The 16489-nt window shown below is 71.9% G+C and carries 15 protein-coding genes and 2 riboswitches; of the genes, 8 read left to right on the top strand and 7 right to left on the bottom strand.

All coding sequences use genetic code 11. The features are described 5' to 3' along the window. Window positions 1-73 precede the first annotated feature (73 nt). From ACY1JX_RS08595 to ACY1JX_RS08580, 4 genes are read right to left on the bottom strand one after another with little or no spacing between them, the layout of a single operon-like run. The gene (locus ACY1JX_RS08595; protein ID WP_462565850.1) at window positions 74-871 is read right to left on the bottom strand and encodes an ABC transporter ATP-binding protein; all 798 of its coding nucleotides are present in this window, start codon (window positions 869-871) and stop codon (window positions 74-76) included. Continuing rightward, window positions 868-1911 carry a FecCD family ABC transporter permease gene (locus ACY1JX_RS08590; RefSeq protein ID WP_286930298.1) on the bottom strand — a complete coding sequence of 348 codons (1044 nt, stop codon included), beginning with the start codon at window positions 1909-1911 and terminating at the stop codon, window positions 868-870. The genes ACY1JX_RS08595 and ACY1JX_RS08590 overlap by 4 nt, the downstream gene beginning before the upstream one ends. After that, entirely contained in the window at window positions 1908-2939 is a 1032-nt protein-coding gene (locus tag ACY1JX_RS08585) for a FecCD family ABC transporter permease (RefSeq protein ID WP_286930296.1), read from the bottom strand. Before ACY1JX_RS08585 ends, ACY1JX_RS08590 begins: the two co-directional genes overlap by 4 nt. Then, the gene (locus ACY1JX_RS08580; RefSeq protein WP_286930294.1) at window positions 2936-3952 is read right to left on the bottom strand and encodes an iron-siderophore ABC transporter substrate-binding protein; all 1017 of its coding nucleotides are present in this window, start codon (window positions 3950-3952) and stop codon (window positions 2936-2938) included. The genes ACY1JX_RS08585 and ACY1JX_RS08580 overlap by 4 nt, the downstream gene beginning before the upstream one ends. Window positions 3953-4066: 114 nt before the next feature. Here ACY1JX_RS08580 and ACY1JX_RS08575 point away from each other — a divergent pair, with 114 nt between their 5' ends. Next, window positions 4067-4555 carry a MarR family winged helix-turn-helix transcriptional regulator gene (locus ACY1JX_RS08575; RefSeq protein ID WP_462565849.1) on the top strand — a complete coding sequence of 163 codons (489 nt, stop codon included), beginning with the start codon at window positions 4067-4069 and terminating at the stop codon, window positions 4553-4555. A gap of 60 nt (window positions 4556-4615) precedes the next feature. Here ACY1JX_RS08575 and ACY1JX_RS08570 read toward each other — a convergent pair whose 3' ends face one another. Together ACY1JX_RS08570 and ACY1JX_RS08565 are read right to left on the bottom strand one after the other, a co-directional pair. Continuing rightward, window positions 4616-5365: a hypothetical protein gene (locus ACY1JX_RS08570; protein ID WP_286930292.1), complete on the bottom strand. Its 750-nt coding sequence runs from the start codon at window positions 5363-5365 to the stop codon at window positions 4616-4618. Window positions 5366-5461: 96 nt separating this feature from the next. Further along, on the bottom strand, window positions 5462-7354 hold the full coding sequence (locus tag ACY1JX_RS08565; RefSeq protein WP_286930289.1) for an acyl-CoA dehydrogenase family protein: 1893 nt from the start codon (window positions 7352-7354) through the stop codon (window positions 5462-5464). 59 nt (window positions 7355-7413) lie between these two features. Here ACY1JX_RS08565 and ACY1JX_RS08560 point away from each other — a divergent pair, with 59 nt between their 5' ends. The 7 genes from ACY1JX_RS08560 (at window position 7414) to ACY1JX_RS08530 (ending at window position 15243) form a co-directional block, all read left to right on the top strand. Next, window positions 7414-8187, top strand: a complete 774-nt coding sequence (locus ACY1JX_RS08560) for an endo alpha-1,4 polygalactosaminidase (protein ID WP_462565848.1) — start codon at window positions 7414-7416, stop codon at window positions 8185-8187. 17 nt (window positions 8188-8204) lie between these two features. Continuing rightward, window positions 8205-8359: riboswitch (cobalamin riboswitch) on the top strand. Window positions 8360-8435: 76 nt separating this feature from the next. After that, on the top strand, window positions 8436-9992 hold the full coding sequence (locus ACY1JX_RS08555; protein WP_462565847.1) for a prenyltransferase/squalene oxidase repeat-containing protein: 1557 nt from the start codon (window positions 8436-8438) through the stop codon (window positions 9990-9992). Continuing rightward, a complete protein-coding gene (locus ACY1JX_RS08550; RefSeq protein ID WP_462565846.1) occupies window positions 9989-10834 on the top strand; it encodes a hypothetical protein in 846 nt (281 codons plus the stop codon). The genes ACY1JX_RS08555 and ACY1JX_RS08550 overlap by 4 nt, the downstream gene beginning before the upstream one ends. Window positions 10835-10842: 8 nt before the next feature. After that, a riboswitch (cobalamin riboswitch) is annotated at window positions 10843-10978 on the top strand. Window positions 10979-11052: 74 nt separating this feature from the next. Then, on the top strand, window positions 11053-12195 hold the full coding sequence (locus ACY1JX_RS08545) for an energy-coupling factor transporter transmembrane component T (RefSeq protein WP_462565845.1): 1143 nt from the start codon (window positions 11053-11055) through the stop codon (window positions 12193-12195). After that, entirely contained in the window at window positions 12192-13793 is a 1602-nt protein-coding gene (locus ACY1JX_RS08540) for an ABC transporter ATP-binding protein (protein ID WP_462565844.1), read from the top strand. The genes ACY1JX_RS08545 and ACY1JX_RS08540 overlap by 4 nt, the downstream gene beginning before the upstream one ends. Next, window positions 13790-14605, top strand: coding sequence for an ECF transporter S component (locus tag ACY1JX_RS08535; RefSeq protein ID WP_286930281.1), 816 nt, complete (start codon window positions 13790-13792; stop codon window positions 14603-14605). The genes ACY1JX_RS08540 and ACY1JX_RS08535 overlap by 4 nt, the downstream gene beginning before the upstream one ends. Beyond that, a complete protein-coding gene (locus ACY1JX_RS08530) occupies window positions 14602-15243 on the top strand; it encodes a hypothetical protein (RefSeq protein WP_462565843.1) in 642 nt (213 codons plus the stop codon). Before ACY1JX_RS08535 ends, ACY1JX_RS08530 begins: the two co-directional genes overlap by 4 nt. 18 nt (window positions 15244-15261) lie before the next feature. Here ACY1JX_RS08530 and ACY1JX_RS08525 read toward each other — a convergent pair whose 3' ends face one another. Continuing rightward, the gene (locus ACY1JX_RS08525; RefSeq protein WP_462565842.1) at window positions 15262-16428 is read right to left on the bottom strand and encodes an ROK family transcriptional regulator; all 1167 of its coding nucleotides are present in this window, start codon (window positions 16426-16428) and stop codon (window positions 15262-15264) included. Between the last annotated feature and the right edge of the window lie 61 nt (window positions 16429-16489).

Below are 16489 nucleotides of genomic sequence, written 5' to 3'. Positions count from 1 at the left end.
TCCTGTCACTTAACGAGGTTCGCGAACCTCGTTAAGTGACAGTTTCCCCGCTTAACCGGGGAAACTCCGTCCGTCAGGCCCGCACGTGGTGGCGCCCCATCGGCAGGATCATGGGGCGGCCGCTGGTGGGGTCCTCGACCACGCGGGCGTCGAGGCCGAACACGATCTTGACCGTCTCCTGCGTCAGCACCTCCTCGGCCGAGCCCTGGGCGTGGATGAGCCCGCGGTCCACGGCGACGAGGTGGTCGGCGTAGCGCGCGGCGAGGTTCAGGTCGTGCAGCACCATCGCGATCGTCGTGCCGCGCGTGCGGTTGAGGTCGGTCAGCAGGTCCAGCACCTCCACCTGGTGGCACACGTCGAGGAACGTGGTCGGCTCGTCGAGCAACAGAACCTCGGTCTGCTGGGCGAGCGCGAGGGCGATCCAGACCCGCTGGCGCTGACCGCCGGAGAGCTCGTCGACGACGCGGTCGGCCAGCTCGAGCACGCCCGTGTCCTCGAGTGCGGAGGCCACGATCGCGTCCTCGTCGGCAGTCCACCGCGCGAAGGAGCGGCGATGCGGGTGACGGCCCTGCGCCACGAGCTCGGCGACCGTGATGCCCTCGGGCGCGATGGGCGACTGGGGCAGCAGGCCGAGGCGTCGCGCGACCTGCTTGGTCGGCATCGAGTGGATGTCGCTGCCGTCGAGCAGGACGCGGCCGGACTGGGCGGGCAGCAGGCGCGCGAGACCGCGCAGGAGCGTGGACTTGCCGCACGCGTTCGCGCCGACGATCGTCGTGATCTTCCCCGCCGGCAGCGACAGGGTGAGGTCGGAGACGATCGGCCGGTCGCCGTAAGCGAGGGTCAGTGACTCGGTGGTCAGGGTGGTGGTCACAGGGAGCCTCCCGTGCGCTGGGTGCGGATGAGCAGGTAGATCAGGAACGGTGCGCCGAGCGCGCCGGTGATGACGCCGACGGGGTAGCGCGTGTCGAAGGCGTACTGGCCGATGAGGTCGGCCGCCAGCACGAGCGTGGAGCCGACCAGCGCCGAGGGCAGCATCAGCGAGCCGCGGTGGCCGACCAGGCGCGTGGCGATCGGCCCGGCCATGAACGCGACGAACAGGATGGGCCCGGTGGCTGCGGTGGCGAACGAGGCCAGTGCCACCGCGACGAGCACGAGCATCCGCCGCGTCGTCTCCACCGGGACGCCGAGTCCGGCGGCCAGGTCCTCGCCGAGCCGCAGCAGCGCCAGACGAGGCCCGAGCAGCAGCAGGACCGGCGCCAGGAAGACGAAGGGGACGGCCACGATCGCCACGGTCTCCCACGTCGCGAGGTTGAGGCTGCCGTTCAGCCAGCGCATCGCCCGCTGCAGGTCGAGCTCGTTGGCGTAGACCAGCAGGTACGACGTGACGCTGTGCAGCATCGCGGCGATGCCGATGCCGACGAGGATGAGGCGCGTGCCGACCGCCTTGCCGGAGGCGGCGAGGCCGTAGATGAGGGCGGCGGTGGCGACGCCGGCCACGACGGCGCCGAGCGAGACCGCGAGGCCGCTCGCGCCCAGCACGACGATGCCGAACAGGGCGGCGGCGTTGGCGCCGTTCGTGATGCCGATGATGTCCGGGCTCGCCAGCGGGTTGCGCAGCATCGTCTGGAAGGTGATGCCCGCCAGGCCGAACGCCGCGCCCGCGAGCACCGCGAGGACGGATCGGGGCAGGCGCAGCTCGCCGACGATGAACGAGGCGCCCGGCACCTGCTCGCCGATGATGACGCGCCAGACGTCGCCGAGCGAGTAGACGGGGTCGCCGGCGCTCAGGGAGACGACGAACAGCACGACGAGGGTGATCGCCAGGCCGACGACGGTCCAGGTGGCGCGGCGCGCGCCGCGGGTGCGGGCGGCGTGGACGATCTCGGTGCCGGTGGGGAGGGTCATGGTCATGTGGCACCCCCGGTGCGACGCAGGACGACCCAGAGGAAGACGGGTCCGCCGATGAGGGCGGTGATCACGCCGACGTCGATCTCGCCCGGGCGGCCCAGCACGCGACCGACGACGTCGGCCAGGGTCAGCAGGGTGGCGCCGACGGTGGCGCACACCGGCAGCAGCCAGCGGTGGTCGGCCCCGACCACGAGCCGGCACAGGTGCGGCACGACGAGACCGACGAAGCCGATGGGCCCGGCCAGCGCGGTGGCGGCGCCGCAGAGGATGATCGCCCCGGCGGCGGCCAGCAGGCGCGTCCGGACGACCGAGACGCCCAGTCCGGCGGCGGCCTCGTCGCCCAGGGCGAGGATGTTCAGGGAGCGGGCGCTGGCGAAGCAGATCGCCGCGCCGACGACGAGGATCGGCAGCACCATCAGGGTGTCGGAGTTCTCGGCGCGTCCCACGCTGCCCACCTGCCAGAACCGGAAGACTCGCATGACGTCGATCCGCGGCAGCAGGATCGCGCTCGAGAGCGAGGTGAAGGCGGCGGTGGTGATCGCGCCGGCCAGCGCCAGCTTGAGCGGAGTGGGCCCGCCGGGGCCCAGCGATCCGACGAGGTAGACGAAGACAGCCGCCAGCGCGGCGCCGGTGAGCGCGAAGAAGATGTACTCGGGCATCGATGCGGCGGCGAAGAACGCGATGCCGATCACGACGAGCAGCGAGGCGCCCGAGTTGATGCCGAGGATGAACGGGTCGGCGAGCGGGTTGCGGGTGACGGCCTGCAGCACGGCACCGGCGATGCCGAGGGCGGCGCCCACGAGCACGGCGAGGATCGTGCGCGGCACGCGTGAGCGGATCGCGGCGGAGGTGACGTCGTCACCGTTGCCGGTGAGCGCCTCCACGACGTCGGACAGGCTCACCACCCGCGCGCCGAACGCGACCGAGAGGAACACCGCGGCGACGAGCGCCACGATGCTGACGAGGAACCACCACGGGGGCTGCCGCGTCAGCGCGGCAGCCCCCACGGTCGGATCGGTCGTCGTGGTCACTTCACCTTCGCGGCTGCGTCCGCGAGCAGGGCGACGTAGTCGTCGATCATCCACGGGATGGACAGGGCCGAGGGCGACACGGCCGCGGCCATCGGCGTGTTGTCCTCCAGCAGGGCGGCGGAGCCGTTCTTGAACGCGGTGACCTGGCCCAGCAGCGGGTCGGCCTGGACCTTCTTCAGGGCCGCGTCGTCGCCGTAGCCCACGAACACGTCGGCGCCGTTGAGCTCGTCGGCCTTCTCGGAGCTGATCTCCAGGAAGAACTGGTCGCTCCCCTCGGAGGCCTTCGTGACGAAGTCGGGCGTCTCGAAGCCGAGGTCGTTGAGGAAGGTCGCGCGGGTGTCGGACGCGGTGTAGTAGCCGACCTTGCTCAGGTCGCTCGGGTCGATCCAGCTCATGACGGCGGTCTTGCCCTTGATCTCCGGCTGCTTCTCGGTGGCGTCGGTGATCTGCTGCTCCAGGTCGGAGATCAGCTGGGTGGCCTCGTCGGACTTGCCGAGCGCCTGGCCCGTGAGCTTGATGGCGTCGCGCCACGAGGTGCCCCAGGCCTGGCCGGGGTAGGCGACGACCGGCGCGATCTTGCTGAGGGTCTCGTACTCCTCCTTCGTCAGGCCGGAGTTGGGCGCGAGGATCAGGTCGGGCGTGGTCTTGGCGACCGCGGTCGCGTCGATGCCGTCGGTCTCGTCGAACAGCACGGGGGCCTCGCCGCCGAGCTCATCGAGCTTGTCCTTGACCCACGGGTGCAGGCCGTCGGTGTCGTCGTCGCCGTAGGTGACCTTGGGCATGCCGACCGGCACGACGCCCAGCGCCAGGGCGGTGTCCTGGTTCGACCACGCGACGGTGGCGACCCGCTTCGGCTGGCTCTTGATCGGCGTCTTGCCGAGCGCGTGCTCGATCGTCACCGGGAAGTTCTCGCCCGAGGCTCCCGAGGACTCGTTCGTGTCGTCGGAGGAGGAGCCGCAGGCGGCAAGGCTGAGCGCGAGGGTCGCGGCGGCCAGCAGGGGTGCGAGGCGCAAGGGAGTACCTTTCATGACGGGTAGGTAAGCCAAGCCTAAGCCTTCCCTCCGCGACGACACCACCGGGATCGGTCCGTGGACGCGCAGGGCGGTGCGGATGGCTACGGTGGAGCCATGCCAGGACTGGACTTCGACCCGCTCGAGCGCGCCGGCGAGCTCTGGGAGGAGCGCATCGGCGACGCGACCTCGATGCGCCTGGCGACCTCGATCATGCGGGTCCACCAGATCGTGCTGGCCCGCCTCGACGGTGCCCTGAAGCCGTTCGGCATCACCTTCGCGCGCTACGAGGTGCTGCGACTGCTGTCGTTCAGCTCCTCGGGATCGCTGCCGCTGTCGAAGATCGGCGAGCGGCTCATGGTGCACCCCACCTCGGTCACCAACGTCATCGACCGGCTCGTCGCCGACGGGCTCGTCGACCGCAACATCGACCCGCGCGACCGGCGCCGGGCGCTCGCCTCGCTCACGCCGGCCGGCACCAAGGTGCTCGACGCCGCCACCGAGGCGCTAACGGAGCTCGACTTCGGCGTGGGCGGCGTCAGCGCGCAGGACCAGCGCACGATCCACGAGCTGCTCACCCCGCTGCGCCGCGACGACTGGAGCTGAGCCCCCGAACGCGAAGCGCCGGCCCACCCGAAGGTGGACCGGCGCTCGGCGTGGATCAGATCAGATGCGGGTCGCGCGGCTGACCGCACCCTGGACGCGCGTGGTCGTCGGGATGTACACGCGGTAGGGGCGCTTCTTCTTGGACTTGAGCGAGTACTTGCCGTGGCCGTTCGCGTTGACCCGGATGGTCTTCACGGTCTTCCACTTCTTGCCCTTCTTGACCTGAAGCTTGACCTTCTTGACCGAGACCCAGCGGGTGCCGGTGAACGTCTTGAAGCCCTTGAGCTTGAACGTGACCTTGGAGCCGCGCTTGGTGATGGGGCTGTAGTTCCACTGCACGCCCTGGCGGACACGGAACGTGAGGGAGTTGGGCGCGATGTGCGTGGCGGTGCCGTCGTAGCGACGGAACGTGATGCGGTCGACGCGGTACGCGCCGGCGCCCCACGAGCTGGGGACGCGGATGGAGCTGCCGTCGAACAGGTCGACGTTGGCGCTGCGGCCGTTCATCGAGAGGCGCGCGGTGGGGATGCTGCTCCAGCCGTCGGGCACGTTGTAGTTGATCGCGGCCGGCACGTAGGTGTTGCCGGTGTAGTAGAGCGTGCCGCGGCCCACGGACAGGCGGGTCACGGACGGCGCGGCTGCCGGGTTGCGCGTGATGGCGCTGGGCGTGGCGACGGACGGCGCGGACGCGGCCTTCGGCGCCGGAGCGATGGCGCCGGACTCGGCAGCCTGGGCAGACACGGGCGTGGCCAGCGAGAGCGCCATGGCGGCCGCGGCGGCGACCGCGACCTGGGTGATGCGTCGGTTCATTTTTCTCCCCGAGACGAAATGTATGAGTTGAGCAGCGTCAGTCTGCCACGGCTGGACCGGATAGTTCCGAAGAACCATCAAGTCGCGGATGTGATCTCAGCCGAGCATCTCGGCGCCGAGGCTCTCCTCCGGCACGCCCAGTCCCTCGACGAGCGCGAGCGTGTGGGGTCGCAGCTTCTCCAGCAGGGCGTTCACCTCGGTGGTGACCGCCTTGGCGCGCGTGTCGCTGATGCGGTTGTGCTCCATGAACCAGGCCTTGTCGCGCTCGATGATGGTGAGGGCGTAGAGGGAGCAGACGTCGCGCAGGACGTCGGCCGCGGCGTCGTCCTCGGTCCGGGCGATGCCGGCGGTGAACGCCTCCAGCACGACCCGGTCGATGTGCACCTGGCCGATCTTGACCACGTGGTCCTGGGCGGCGTTGAACGCGGCGAAGGCGGCGCCCTTGTCGTTGCCGGCGCGGCGCAGGCGCCGGGCGGCCGTCTCGATGACGTGCTGCTCGCGGTCCTCGAAGAGGTCCAGCTGCGTGCCGCGGTCGAGCAGGTTGTGGTCGTCGTCGCGCGAGCGGGCGTCGATCAGCCGCTGGATCAGCTGGGCGGCGGCGGTGCGCTCCTTGACCGTCTCGGCCACGGTGCTGGCGGCGAACTTCACCATGCCGACCGGGTCGAGGCCGGTGACCTCCTGGGCGTACGAGGTCAGCAGCTCCTTGGCGACCAGCTGCAGCAGTACGACGTTGTCACCCTCGAACGTGGTGAACACGTCACTGTCGGCCTTGAGGGTCGTGAGCCGGTTCTCGGCCAGGTACCCGGCACCGCCGCAGGCCTCGCGGCACTCCTGGATCGCGCGGGTCGCGAACGAGGTGAGCGCGGCCTTCAGGCCGGCGGCACGTCCCTCGAGCTCGCGCTGCGCGTGGGCGTCGGGGTCGGCCTCGGTCTGCAGGCGGTGCATGCGCGCGACGAGCTGGTTGTGGGCGAAGCGGAACGCGTAGGCCTCGGCCAGCAGGGGCAGCAGGCGACGCTGGTGCATCCGGTAGTCCATCAGCACGGTCTCCTCGCCCGGCACACCCTCGAACTGACGCCGCTGGAGCGCGTACCGACCGGCGATGCTGAGCGCCACCTCGGCGGCGGCACGGGCGGAGCCACCCACGCTGACTCGGCCGCGGATGAGCGTGCCGATCATGGTGAAGAAGCGCGCGTTGAGGCTGTCGATGGGGGAGGAGTAGACGCCGCCCTCGTCGACGTTGCCGTACCGGTTCAGGAGGTTCTCGCGGGGGATCCGCACCTGGTCGAACATGAGGCGGCCGTTGTCGACACCGCCGAGCCCGCCCTTGAACCCGCAGTCGCTGGTGGTGACGCCCGGCAGGTCCTCGCCGGCCTCGTCGCGGATCGGCACGACGAAGCAGTGCACTCCGTGGTCCTCGCCGAGGGTGATGAGGCGGGCGAACACCGCGGCCACGCGCGCATGTTTGGCGGCGCCGCCGATGTAGTCCTTGCGCGCCGACGGCGTGGGGGAGTGGACCACGAACTCCTGCGTCGCGGGGTCGTACGTGGCCGTGGTCTCGAGGCTCTGCACGTCGCTGCCGTGACCGGTCTCGGTCATCGCGAAGCAGCCGAGCAGGTCCAGGTTGATCAGCGCGGGAATGTACTTCTCGTGGTGGCGCTCGGTGCCGAGGTTCTCGATCGCGCCGCCGAACAGGCCCCACTGCACGCCGGCCTTCACCATGAGCGACAGGTCGAACTGGGCCAGCATCTCGATGCCCGTGACTGCCATCCCCGGATCGCCGGTGCCGCCGTTCTCGGTGCGGAAGCCGGCCGCGGGGATGCCCGTGGGCACGAGCTGCTTCATCTGGTCGAGCACGCGCTCGCGGGCCTCGTCGAGGGTGAGCGAGTGGTCGTACGCCAGGTCCAGCTGCGCCAGCTCCGCCCGGCTCTGCTCACGCACGTGGCGCCACTTGCCGTCGATGGACCGTCGAAGTTCCTCACCGAGACTCATGGGCACAGGCTAGTGGCGGCGGCCCACCACGACACGGCGAAGACTGGTACTCCTGAGGCATGGCCTTCCTGTCCTCCCTGCTGCTCGCGGTGCTCGCGGCGGTCACGCCCGTCACGCTCCCGCCGGCCGGAGGGGTCGCCGACTACCAGCTCGGTGGGGCGTACCGGCCCGCCTCGAAGGTGGACGTCGTCGTGCGCGATCGCACCGAGAAGCCCGCGCCCGGCGTGTACTCGATCTGCTACGTGAACGCGTTCCAGACGCAGCCGGGCAGCCTGCGCTGGTGGAAGAAGAGGCACCCGAGCCTGCTGCTGCGCGACGGCAGGGGACGCGTCGTGCGCGACGCCGGCTGGCCCGACGAGGTGCTGCTCGACCTGCGCTCCCCGGGCAAGCGCGCGGCTGCGGCACGGGTGATGCGGACGTGGTTCGCCTCCTGCGCCGATCGCGGGTACCGGGCGGTGGAGCCGGACAACCTCGACTCGTGGACCCGGTCGAAGCGGCTCATCCGGCGATCGCAGGCGCGGGCCTACGCCAAGCGCCTCGTCACCGCCGCCCACTCCGAGGGCCTCGCCATCGCCCAGAAGAACACCGCCGAGATCAACGGCCGCAGGCTCGGCTTCGACTTCGCGGTGGCCGAGGAGTGCGAGGTGTACCGCGAGTGCGGCCGGTACACGCGGATGTACGGCCGCCACGTCATCGAGATCGAGTACACCGACAACGGCCGCCGCGCGTTCACGCGTGCCTGTCGCGCGCGCGGGTCGAGGATCTCGGTCCTGCTCCGCGATCGCGACGTCGTCCCGCGCGGCGCCAAGGGCCACGTCTACCGCACGTGCTGATCTCTGCCTCGAGGAGAGGGAAAGCGGGGGCTCCCGGCCTGTTAGAGTGCGCCTGAACAATCACCTTCCGCAGTGCCAGGGGAAGCCGGTGCGAATCCGGCGCTGACCCGCAACCGTGAGACCGCCCCTCGGGACGGCGAGCCGGAGCACCTGCCTGTCGGAACCGGCCACACGCTGTCGAGGAACGCAGCGGGCGGAGCTGATGACATCGGCCCCTTCCCGTCCTGTGCAGCGGGAAGGAAACCCCCATGAGTACATCCCTGCGTCGACGCGCCCTCGCGGTGCTCGCAGGCGGCGCGGTCGCGGTGTCCACCGCCGTCGCCGTCGCCCCGGCCGCCTCCGCAGCCCCGAACAGCTACGCCTGGTCCGCGGCCCGCTGGCTCGACGACCAGCTCACCAACGGGCTGGTCCACAACCCCAACTGGGGCGGCTTCGACGACTACGGACTGTCGCTCGACGTGTTCTTCACGCTGAACGACCTCCAGACCCGCCCCTCCACGCAGACGCGCATCATCGAGGCTGTCAGCGCCCGGGTGAGCGACTACACCACCTACGACGACGGCACGAGCGTCACGTTCTACCCCGCGTCGGCCGGGAAGCTCGCCAGCGCGGTCGCCGCGTCGGGCGGCGATCCCCGCAACGTGAACGGCACGGATCTCATCGCCGGTATCGAGAACGTCACCGACGACGCCACGGGCGAGATCGACCCGGATCTCACCTTCGGCGGGGTGGGCCAGGCCTGGGCCACGCGTGCGTTGATCCTCGGTGGGAGTGACGAGGCCGACGAGTCCGTGGCCTACCTGCTGTCGCAGCAGTGCGCGGACGGCTCGTTCAAGCAGGTGTACACCGGTGCCTGCCCGTCCGTGACCGCCATCGACTCGACGGCGTTCGCCGTGGAAACCCTCCTGTCGGCCCGGAGCGAAGGCATCGCGGGCGCCGACGCAGCGATCACCGCCGCCACCGCGGCGATGCTCAAGGCGCAGGCCCAGGACGGCTCCTTCGTCGGCGACGGCGTCCCGAACACCAACTCGACCGGCAAGGCGGCGAAGGTCCTCGCATCGGTCGGCCAGCCGGGCGCGGCCGGATCCGCCGCCGCTTGGGTCGCGAGGCACCAGGTCACCGACGCGGTCGCCGAGGACTCCCGACTGGCCACCGAGACCGGCAGCATCGCCTACGACGTGGCCGCGCTCGCGGACGGCAAGGCGGAGGGCATCACCGACGAGACGCGCGACCAGTGGATCCGAGCTACCACGCAGGCCGCGGCGGGCGTCCAGGCGCAGCTGCCGGCGGCCAGGGTCACCGTCACGAAGGCCGCGGCGTACGTCGCAGCCGGCCGCACGATCAAGGTCACCGCCGCGGGGCTCGCGGCGGGTGAGAAGGTCCGGATCGCCGTCTCCGGCGGAGGGACCGTCACGGGCACGGTCCCGGCGAGCGGCGCCGTCTCGGCCAGCGTCAAGGCTCCCGCCGGCAACGCCGCCCGGACGATCACGGTGACGGGCTCGCGTGCGAACCGAGCCGGCTCGACCACCGTGCCGGTCCTGGCCCAGCGCACGCTGACGACCAAGGTCGCCAGGACCAAGGTCAGGAAGAACAGGTTCCAGCGCGTCGTCGTGGGCGGACTCACCGCCCGCGAGCCGGTGCGCGTCTACTACCGAGGGAAGCTCGTCAAGCGCGGCACGGCCTCGTCGAACGGCACTTACTCCCACACCTTCCGTGTCGGCAAGAAGCTCGGCAAGGCGAAGGTGACGGTCTTCGGCGCGTACGCGAACCGCAGCGGGGCGAAGGTCTTCCGGGTCGTCAAGTGAGCCGACTGCTCCGTCGTGTCCTGGCGGCGACCCTCCTCGGGGTCGCCGCCGGACCCGCGTCCCTCAGCGCACCGGCCCAGGCCGCGGCGTGCAGCGGCAGCCAGGGCGTCACGGTCGTGGTGGGCTCGAGCGTCGGGTGCGACTCCGACGGTGGTGGCCGTGCCGCGAGCAACTTCACCGAGGCCGGCCACCGGCTGACCTACGCGTCGCGCGCTCCGGGATTCGTGTGCCGTGTCGACGGTGCGCCCGCGTCGGACCCCTGCGTCGAGGCCTCCCCGAGCGACGCCTACTGGGCGCTGTTCTATTCGGACGGGAAGTCCGGCTGGGCCTACTCGAGCCTGGGCGCCTCCGCGCTGAAGGTGCCGCAGGGCGGCTCCGTCGCGTTCGTGTTCCAGACCTCGTCCTCGCGCACGTGGCCGTCGGTGCAGCCCACGGTCGCACCGGAGCCCACCCGGGAGACGACGCGTCCGACCTCCGGGACGTCGAAGCCGGGTGCGAAGGACAAGCCGCGCCCGAAGGGCTCGACCGAGCGCACCACCGCGACCGCCGCGCCGAAGGCGGCCGTCCCCGGCGCCTCGGCGACCCCGTCCGCGGGGACCTCGCCGGCCACGTCGGGGCCGACCCCGTCGGCGACCCCGTCGTCCGGTGCGACGCCCAGCGCCGAGGCGCCGACGACCTCCGGTGGGGACGAGCCCGTCGCCGGAGCACCGGCGGTCCAGCCGACGGCCGGTGAGGCCGGGTCCGACTCGACGTCGCCCGCCGCGCTGGTCGCGGGAGCCGGCGTCGTGGTGCTGCTGGCCGCCGCCGGGGGCGTCACGTGGTACCGACGCCGGTCGGGCTGACGGTCGCGGGGGAGTAGACTCGCGGGCGTTGGACCAACGTCCGGCCCAGGGGAAACCGGTGAGATTCCGGTGCTGTGCCGCAACCGTGAGCCCCGCCCCACCCGGCGGAGCGAGCCGGGAACCCGCGCCGGACGGCCACCACCACATGTTGTCGCGCAACGACGGGTGGGCGATCGCCCTCGTGGACCTCGCCCCCGTACCGCGGGGAAGGGGACCGGATGACCGCCGTCGTCGACTCCACCCCCGTCAGGAGCCCCGCCACCGGGCGTCCCCGGCGCGAGCTGCACCCCGGCGCGTGGTGGCTGTGGGCGCTCGGCCTCGCGGCGGGCGCGTCGTTCACGCTCAACCCCTTCCTGCTGCTGGTCATCGTCGCGATCGCGGCGCTCGTGGTGGCGGCGTGCCGCGGCGACGCCCCGTGGGCGCTGTCGTTCCGGTACTACCTGTACTTCGGGCTGCTCATCGTGGTGATGCGCGTCGTCTTCCGCATCCTGCTCGGCGGCGGCTCGGCACCGGGCGACCCCGTGCTGTTCGGCCTGCCCGAGATCCCGCTGCCCGAGGTGGCGCGGGGCGTCCAGCTGCTCGGTGACGTCACGGTCAACGAGGTGCTGCTGGGCCTCTACGACGGCATGCGCCTGGCCACGCTGATCATCTGCATCGGCGCGGCGAACTCCCTGGCGAACCCCAAGAAGCTGCTCGCCGCCGCGCCGCCGGCGCTCTACGAGGTCGGCGCGGCCCTGGTCGTCGCCGTCTCGGTCTTCCCCCAGCTGGCCGAGAGCGTGCGCCGGGTGAACCGCGCGCGCAAGCTGCGCGGTGACGCGAGCCGCGGCACCGGCGCGATGCACCGCATCGTCATCCCCGTGCTGGAGGACGCCCTCGACCGCTCGATGACGCTCGCCGCCGGGATGGACGCGCGGGGCTACGGCCGTTCCGGCACGGTCGCGCCTCGCGACCGCTTCGCCACGGGGGTGCTGATGCTGGTGGGCCTGTTCGGCCTCAGCGTGGGCACCTACGGCTACCTCGACGGCACGGCCCCGCGCTTCCTGTCCTACCCGATGCTGGCCCTCGGCCTGGTCTTCGCGGTGCTGGCCCTGCGGTCGGCGGGACGCCGGGTGCACCGCACCCGCTACCGTCCCATCGCCTGGCAGGTGGCCGAGTACCTCACCGCGGCGTCCGGCCTCGCCGTAGCGATCGGACTCAAGGTGCTTTCGACGCAGCAGATCCCCGTGATCTACCCCGACGTCCCGGGCTGGCCGTCGCTCAGCGTGCTGTCGCTCGTGGTGGTCGCCATCGGGATCCTGCCCGTGTTCGTCGCCCCGCAGGCGCCCGTCGCCCACGACCACGTGGGAGGCGAGGACGCATGATCTCGTTCGACGACGTGACCTTCTGGTACGACGGCGCCCAGGACCCGACGCTGCGCGACGTCTCCCTCGAGATCGAGGAGGGCGAGCTCGTGCTGGTGTCCGGCCGCACCGGCTCGGGCAAGTCGACGCTGCTGGGGATGCTCAACGGCCTCGTGCCCCACTTCACCGGCGGCACGCTCGGCGGCGACATCCGCATCGACGGCTCGTCCGTCCTCGGCAGGCCGCCGCGCGAGCTGGCGCACCTCGTGGGCTACGTCGCGCAGGACCCGGCCTCGGGCTTCGTGGCCGACGTGGTCGAGGAGGAGCTCGCCTACGGCATGGAGCACCTCGGCCTCGACCCGCAGACGATGCGTCGCCGCGTCGAGGAGACGCTCGACCTGCTCGGCATCGCCGACCTGAGGCGCCGCTCGGTGCGCTCGCTGTCGGGTGGCCAGCAGCAGCGCGTCGCGATCGGCTCCGTGCTGACGATGCACCCTCGCGTGCTCGTGCTCGACGAGCCCACCTCGGCGCTCGACGCCACCGCGGCCGAGGACGTCCTGGCCACGATCGCGCGCCTCGTCGACGACCTGGCGCTCACCGTCGTCGTCGCGGAGCACCGGATGGAGCGCGTCGTGCCGTTCGCCGACCGGCTCGTCGTGGTCGAGGACGGCCGGGTCCGCATCGGCGAGACGGCGGCCCTGCTCGTGGACGCGCCGGTCGCGCCGCCGCTCGTGCACCTCGGACGCCTCGCCGACTGGAGCCCGCTGCCGCTGTCCGTCCGTGAGGCGCGGCGCCGGGTGAGGCCGCTCGCCTCGCGGCTCGGTCCGCCGCCCGTTCACGTGCCGTTCGAGCGTCCGCCGGCGCTGCGAGCGCGGGGGATCACCGTGCAGTACGGGCGCTTCGCGGCCGTGAAGGAGGTCGACCTGGAGGTCGGCCACGGTGAGGTCGTCGCGCTCATGGGCCGCAACGGGTCGGGCAAGAGCTCGCTGCTCTGGGCCGTGCAGGGCACGGGCGCGCGGGCCGCGGGCGTCGTCGACGTCGACGGGGTGGACCCGGGCGACGTGCGCCCGGCCGAGGCGCGGATGCTGGTCGGCCTGGTCCCGCAGACCTCCTCCGACCTGCTGTACCTCGAGACCGTCGACCGCGAGTGCGCCGCCGCCGACGACCAGTCCGTCGTCGACCCGGGGACCTGCCGCGCGCTGCTCGACCGTCTCGCGCCGGGCATCCCCGGCGACCGTCATCCGCGCGACCTCTCGGAGGGGCAGAAGCTGGCCCTCGTCCTGGCGATCGTCCTCACGGCCCACCCCGCGGTGGTCGCGCTGGACGAGCCGACCCGCGGCCTCGACTACCCGGGCAAGGCGGCCCTCGCGGCGATCCTGCGCGACCTCGCCGCCGAGGGTCGCGGGATCGTCGTGTCCAGCCACGACGTGGAGTTCGTCGCCACCGTGGCCGACACCGTCGCGGTGATGGCCGAGGGCGAGATCGTCTCCACGGGGCCGGTCCGCACGGTGCTGGCGGAGTCGCCCGCCTTCGCGCCCCAGGTGTCGAAGGTGCTCGGTCACGACTGGCTCACCGTCGACGAGGTGTCGGCCGCGCTGCCCACGGAGGTGGTCCGGTGAGCGGCCTGCGATCCGCCGAGGCCGTCCCGGTCACCCTGCGGTCCGCGCTCGTGCTCGGCGCCGCCAGCGTCGCGGGGCTGCTCATGCTGCTGTGGCCGCTGATCTTCGCGCCCGCGCCGGACCAGACCCGTGTGGACCAGCCCTTCATCTTCATGGTCCTGATGCCGGTGGTCGTCCTCGTGGTGATCGCGGAGCTCTCCGAGGGCGGACTGGACTCCAAGGCGCTCGCGATGCTGGGGGTGCTGAGCGCGATCAACGCCGCCGTGCGGCCCCTCGGCGCGGGCGTGGCCGGTGTCGAGCCGATCTTCTTCCTGCTGATCCTCGGCGGTCGCGTCTTCGGGCCGGGCTTCGGCTTCGTGCTCGGGTGCACGAGTCTGTTCGCGTCGGCGCTGCTCACCTCCGGCGTGGGGCCGTGGCTGCCGTTCCAGATGCTGTGCGCGGCATGGGTCGGCATGGGCGCCGGTTTGCTGCCGCGGCGGTTCACCGGGCGGTCGGAGATCGCCGTGCTCGCGGTCTACACGGTGATCGCGGCGTTCGCCTACGGGCTGCTGATGAACCTGTCGTCCTGGCCGTTCACCCTCGGCATCGCGATCCCCGGCGCGGAGGACTCGCTGGCCATGGTGCCGGGCGACCCCGTGCTGGAGAACCTCCAGCGCTTCCTCGTCTTCACCCTGCTCACCTCGTTCTGGGGCTGGGACCTCGGCCGCGCGATCACGAACTGCGTGTTGGTGCTCGTGCTCGGGCCGGCCGTCCTGGCCACGTTGAGGCGCGCCGCCCGGCGCGCCCGGTACCTCTCCAAGGAGTCCACATGAAGAGCCTGCTCGCCCGCCTCGCCGCGGTGACCCTGCTGTCGGCGAGCGTCGTCGCGCTGCCGACGACGGCCACCGCCGAGGAGTCCTGCGAGGCGGCCGGTGACGTCCCGATCGTGCTGGAGTTCGGCTCGCTCGACGGCGAGGACCGGGTCGTGTGTGCCCAGGACGCCGTGGGCACGACCGGCCTCGAGGCCCTCAACGCCGCCGGCGTCGAGACCGCGGAGACGAGCGGTGCGATGCCGATGGTGTGCCGCATCGACGGACTGCCGGCACCGGAGCAGGAGAAGTGCGGCAACGCGCTGAACGGCCCGGGCTACTGGGCGTTCCTGGTGGCCCAGGAGGGCCAGGACTGGGGCTACGCCTCGGTGGGCCTGCAGGAGTACGAGCTCGTCCCGGGCGACTTCATCGCGCTCAAGTACCACCTGATGGCCGACGGCGAGAACGTCCCGGTCGACGCCGCCGCCGACGCCTCCACGCGTGCCGATGCCGAGGTCGCGGACCACGAGAACCACGGCGACCAGGCCGTGACCGACGATGAGTCGTCCTCCCTCGCCACGGTCGCGCTGCCCATCGCGATCGTCGCCGCCCTGCTGGTGGCCGTGGCCGCCTTCGTCGTCGCGCGCCGCCGCCGCGACTGACCCTGGGAGCGGCAGGCGTCAGTCGGCCGCGGCCAGCAGCTCGGCGCTGGCCTGCTCGATCGCCTCGGGCGAGAGCACGTGCGCGATCGCCATGGCCGCGGCGCCCAGGACGCCGGACTGCTCGCCGCTGACCGACGGCACGATGCGCAGGTGCTCGGTGGCCAGCGGCAAGGAGCGCCGGTAGACCTCCTCGCGGATGCCGGCCAGCAGGTGCTCGCCGGCCTCGGCGAGGGCGCCGCCGATCACGACGACCGACGGGTTGATGAAGTTCACGATCATCGCCAGCACGTCGCCGATGTCGCGGCCCGCCTGGCGCACCGCCTGGATCGCGGCCAGGTCGCCGGAGCGGACGAGATCGACGACGTGGGTCGCCGTGGTCACCCCGGGCCGGTCCAGCACCCGCGCGATCGCGGGCCCGGCGGCCAGCGCCTCGAGGCAGCCGACGTTGCCGCAGCGGCACAGCACGTCGCTGCCGCGGGAGACGCGGATGTGCCCGATGTCCCCGGCGGTGCCCTGCCCGCCGCGCTGGAGCGCGCCGCCGGCGATGATGCCCGCGCCGATGCCCGTGGCCGCCTTGATGAGGATCAGGTCGTCCTCGTCGGGGAACTGGGTGTCCTGCTCGCCCAGCGCCATGATGTTCACGTCGTTGTCGATGAGCACGGGCACGTCGAACGAGCGCCGGACGAACTGCGGCACGTCGAACCGGTCCCACCCGGGCATGATCGGCGGGTTGATCGCGCGACCGGTCGAGTGCTCCACGGGGCCGGGCAGGCCGATGCCGATGCCGGCGAGGTCCGTGCGGGGGCGGCCGGTCTGAAGCATCAGGCGGTCGACGGTCGCGGTCACCCAACGCAGGACGGGCACGGGGCCGTCGGCGATGTCCAGGTCCTCGCGATCCTGCGCCAGCACGGCACCGGAGAGGTCGACGATCGCGGCGCGGGCGTGCCGGGCGCCGAGGTCGATCGCGGCCACCACGCGCGCCCCGGTGTTGACCGCGAGCAGCGACGGCGGACGGCCGCCCGTGGAGCTGCGGCCCCCGTACGGCGCGATCAGCCCGAGCTTCAGAAGGAGGTCCACGCGTGAGGCCACGGTGGAGCGCGCCAGACCACTCGACGCCGCCAGCTCGGCGCGGGTCATGGGCCGACCCTCGCGCTGGAGCAGTGCGAACACGTCGCTGGTCTTCACGGTGCTGATTCAACCATTCCGCCTTTTGAACGTCCAGCCGACAACTTTTACCGAATACTCG

This window comes from Aeromicrobium sp. JP4, assembly GCF_054957925.1.
This window is presented reverse-complemented; position numbering and strand designations above follow the sequence as displayed.

Coding starts and splice junctions, on each gene's coding strand:
- ACY1JX_RS08590 (WP_286930298.1), bottom strand. CDS start 1,911: ATGACCATGACCCTCCCCACCGGCACCGAGATCGTCCACGCCGCCCGC.
- ACY1JX_RS08575 (WP_462565849.1), top strand. CDS start 4,067: ATGCCAGGACTGGACTTCGACCCGCTCGAGCGCGCCGGCGAGCTCTGG.
- ACY1JX_RS08570 (WP_286930292.1), bottom strand. CDS start 5,365: ATGAACCGACGCATCACCCAGGTCGCGGTCGCCGCCGCGGCCGCCATG.
- ACY1JX_RS08565 (WP_286930289.1), bottom strand. CDS start 7,354: ATGAGTCTCGGTGAGGAACTTCGACGGTCCATCGACGGCAAGTGGCGC.
- ACY1JX_RS08560 (WP_462565848.1), top strand. CDS start 7,414: ATGGCCTTCCTGTCCTCCCTGCTGCTCGCGGTGCTCGCGGCGGTCACG.
- ACY1JX_RS08555 (WP_462565847.1), top strand. CDS start 8,436: ATGAGTACATCCCTGCGTCGACGCGCCCTCGCGGTGCTCGCAGGCGGC.
- ACY1JX_RS08545 (WP_462565845.1), top strand. CDS start 11,053: ATGACCGCCGTCGTCGACTCCACCCCCGTCAGGAGCCCCGCCACCGGG.
- ACY1JX_RS08540 (WP_462565844.1), top strand. CDS start 12,192: ATGATCTCGTTCGACGACGTGACCTTCTGGTACGACGGCGCCCAGGAC.
- ACY1JX_RS08530 (WP_462565843.1), top strand. CDS start 14,602: ATGAAGAGCCTGCTCGCCCGCCTCGCCGCGGTGACCCTGCTGTCGGCG.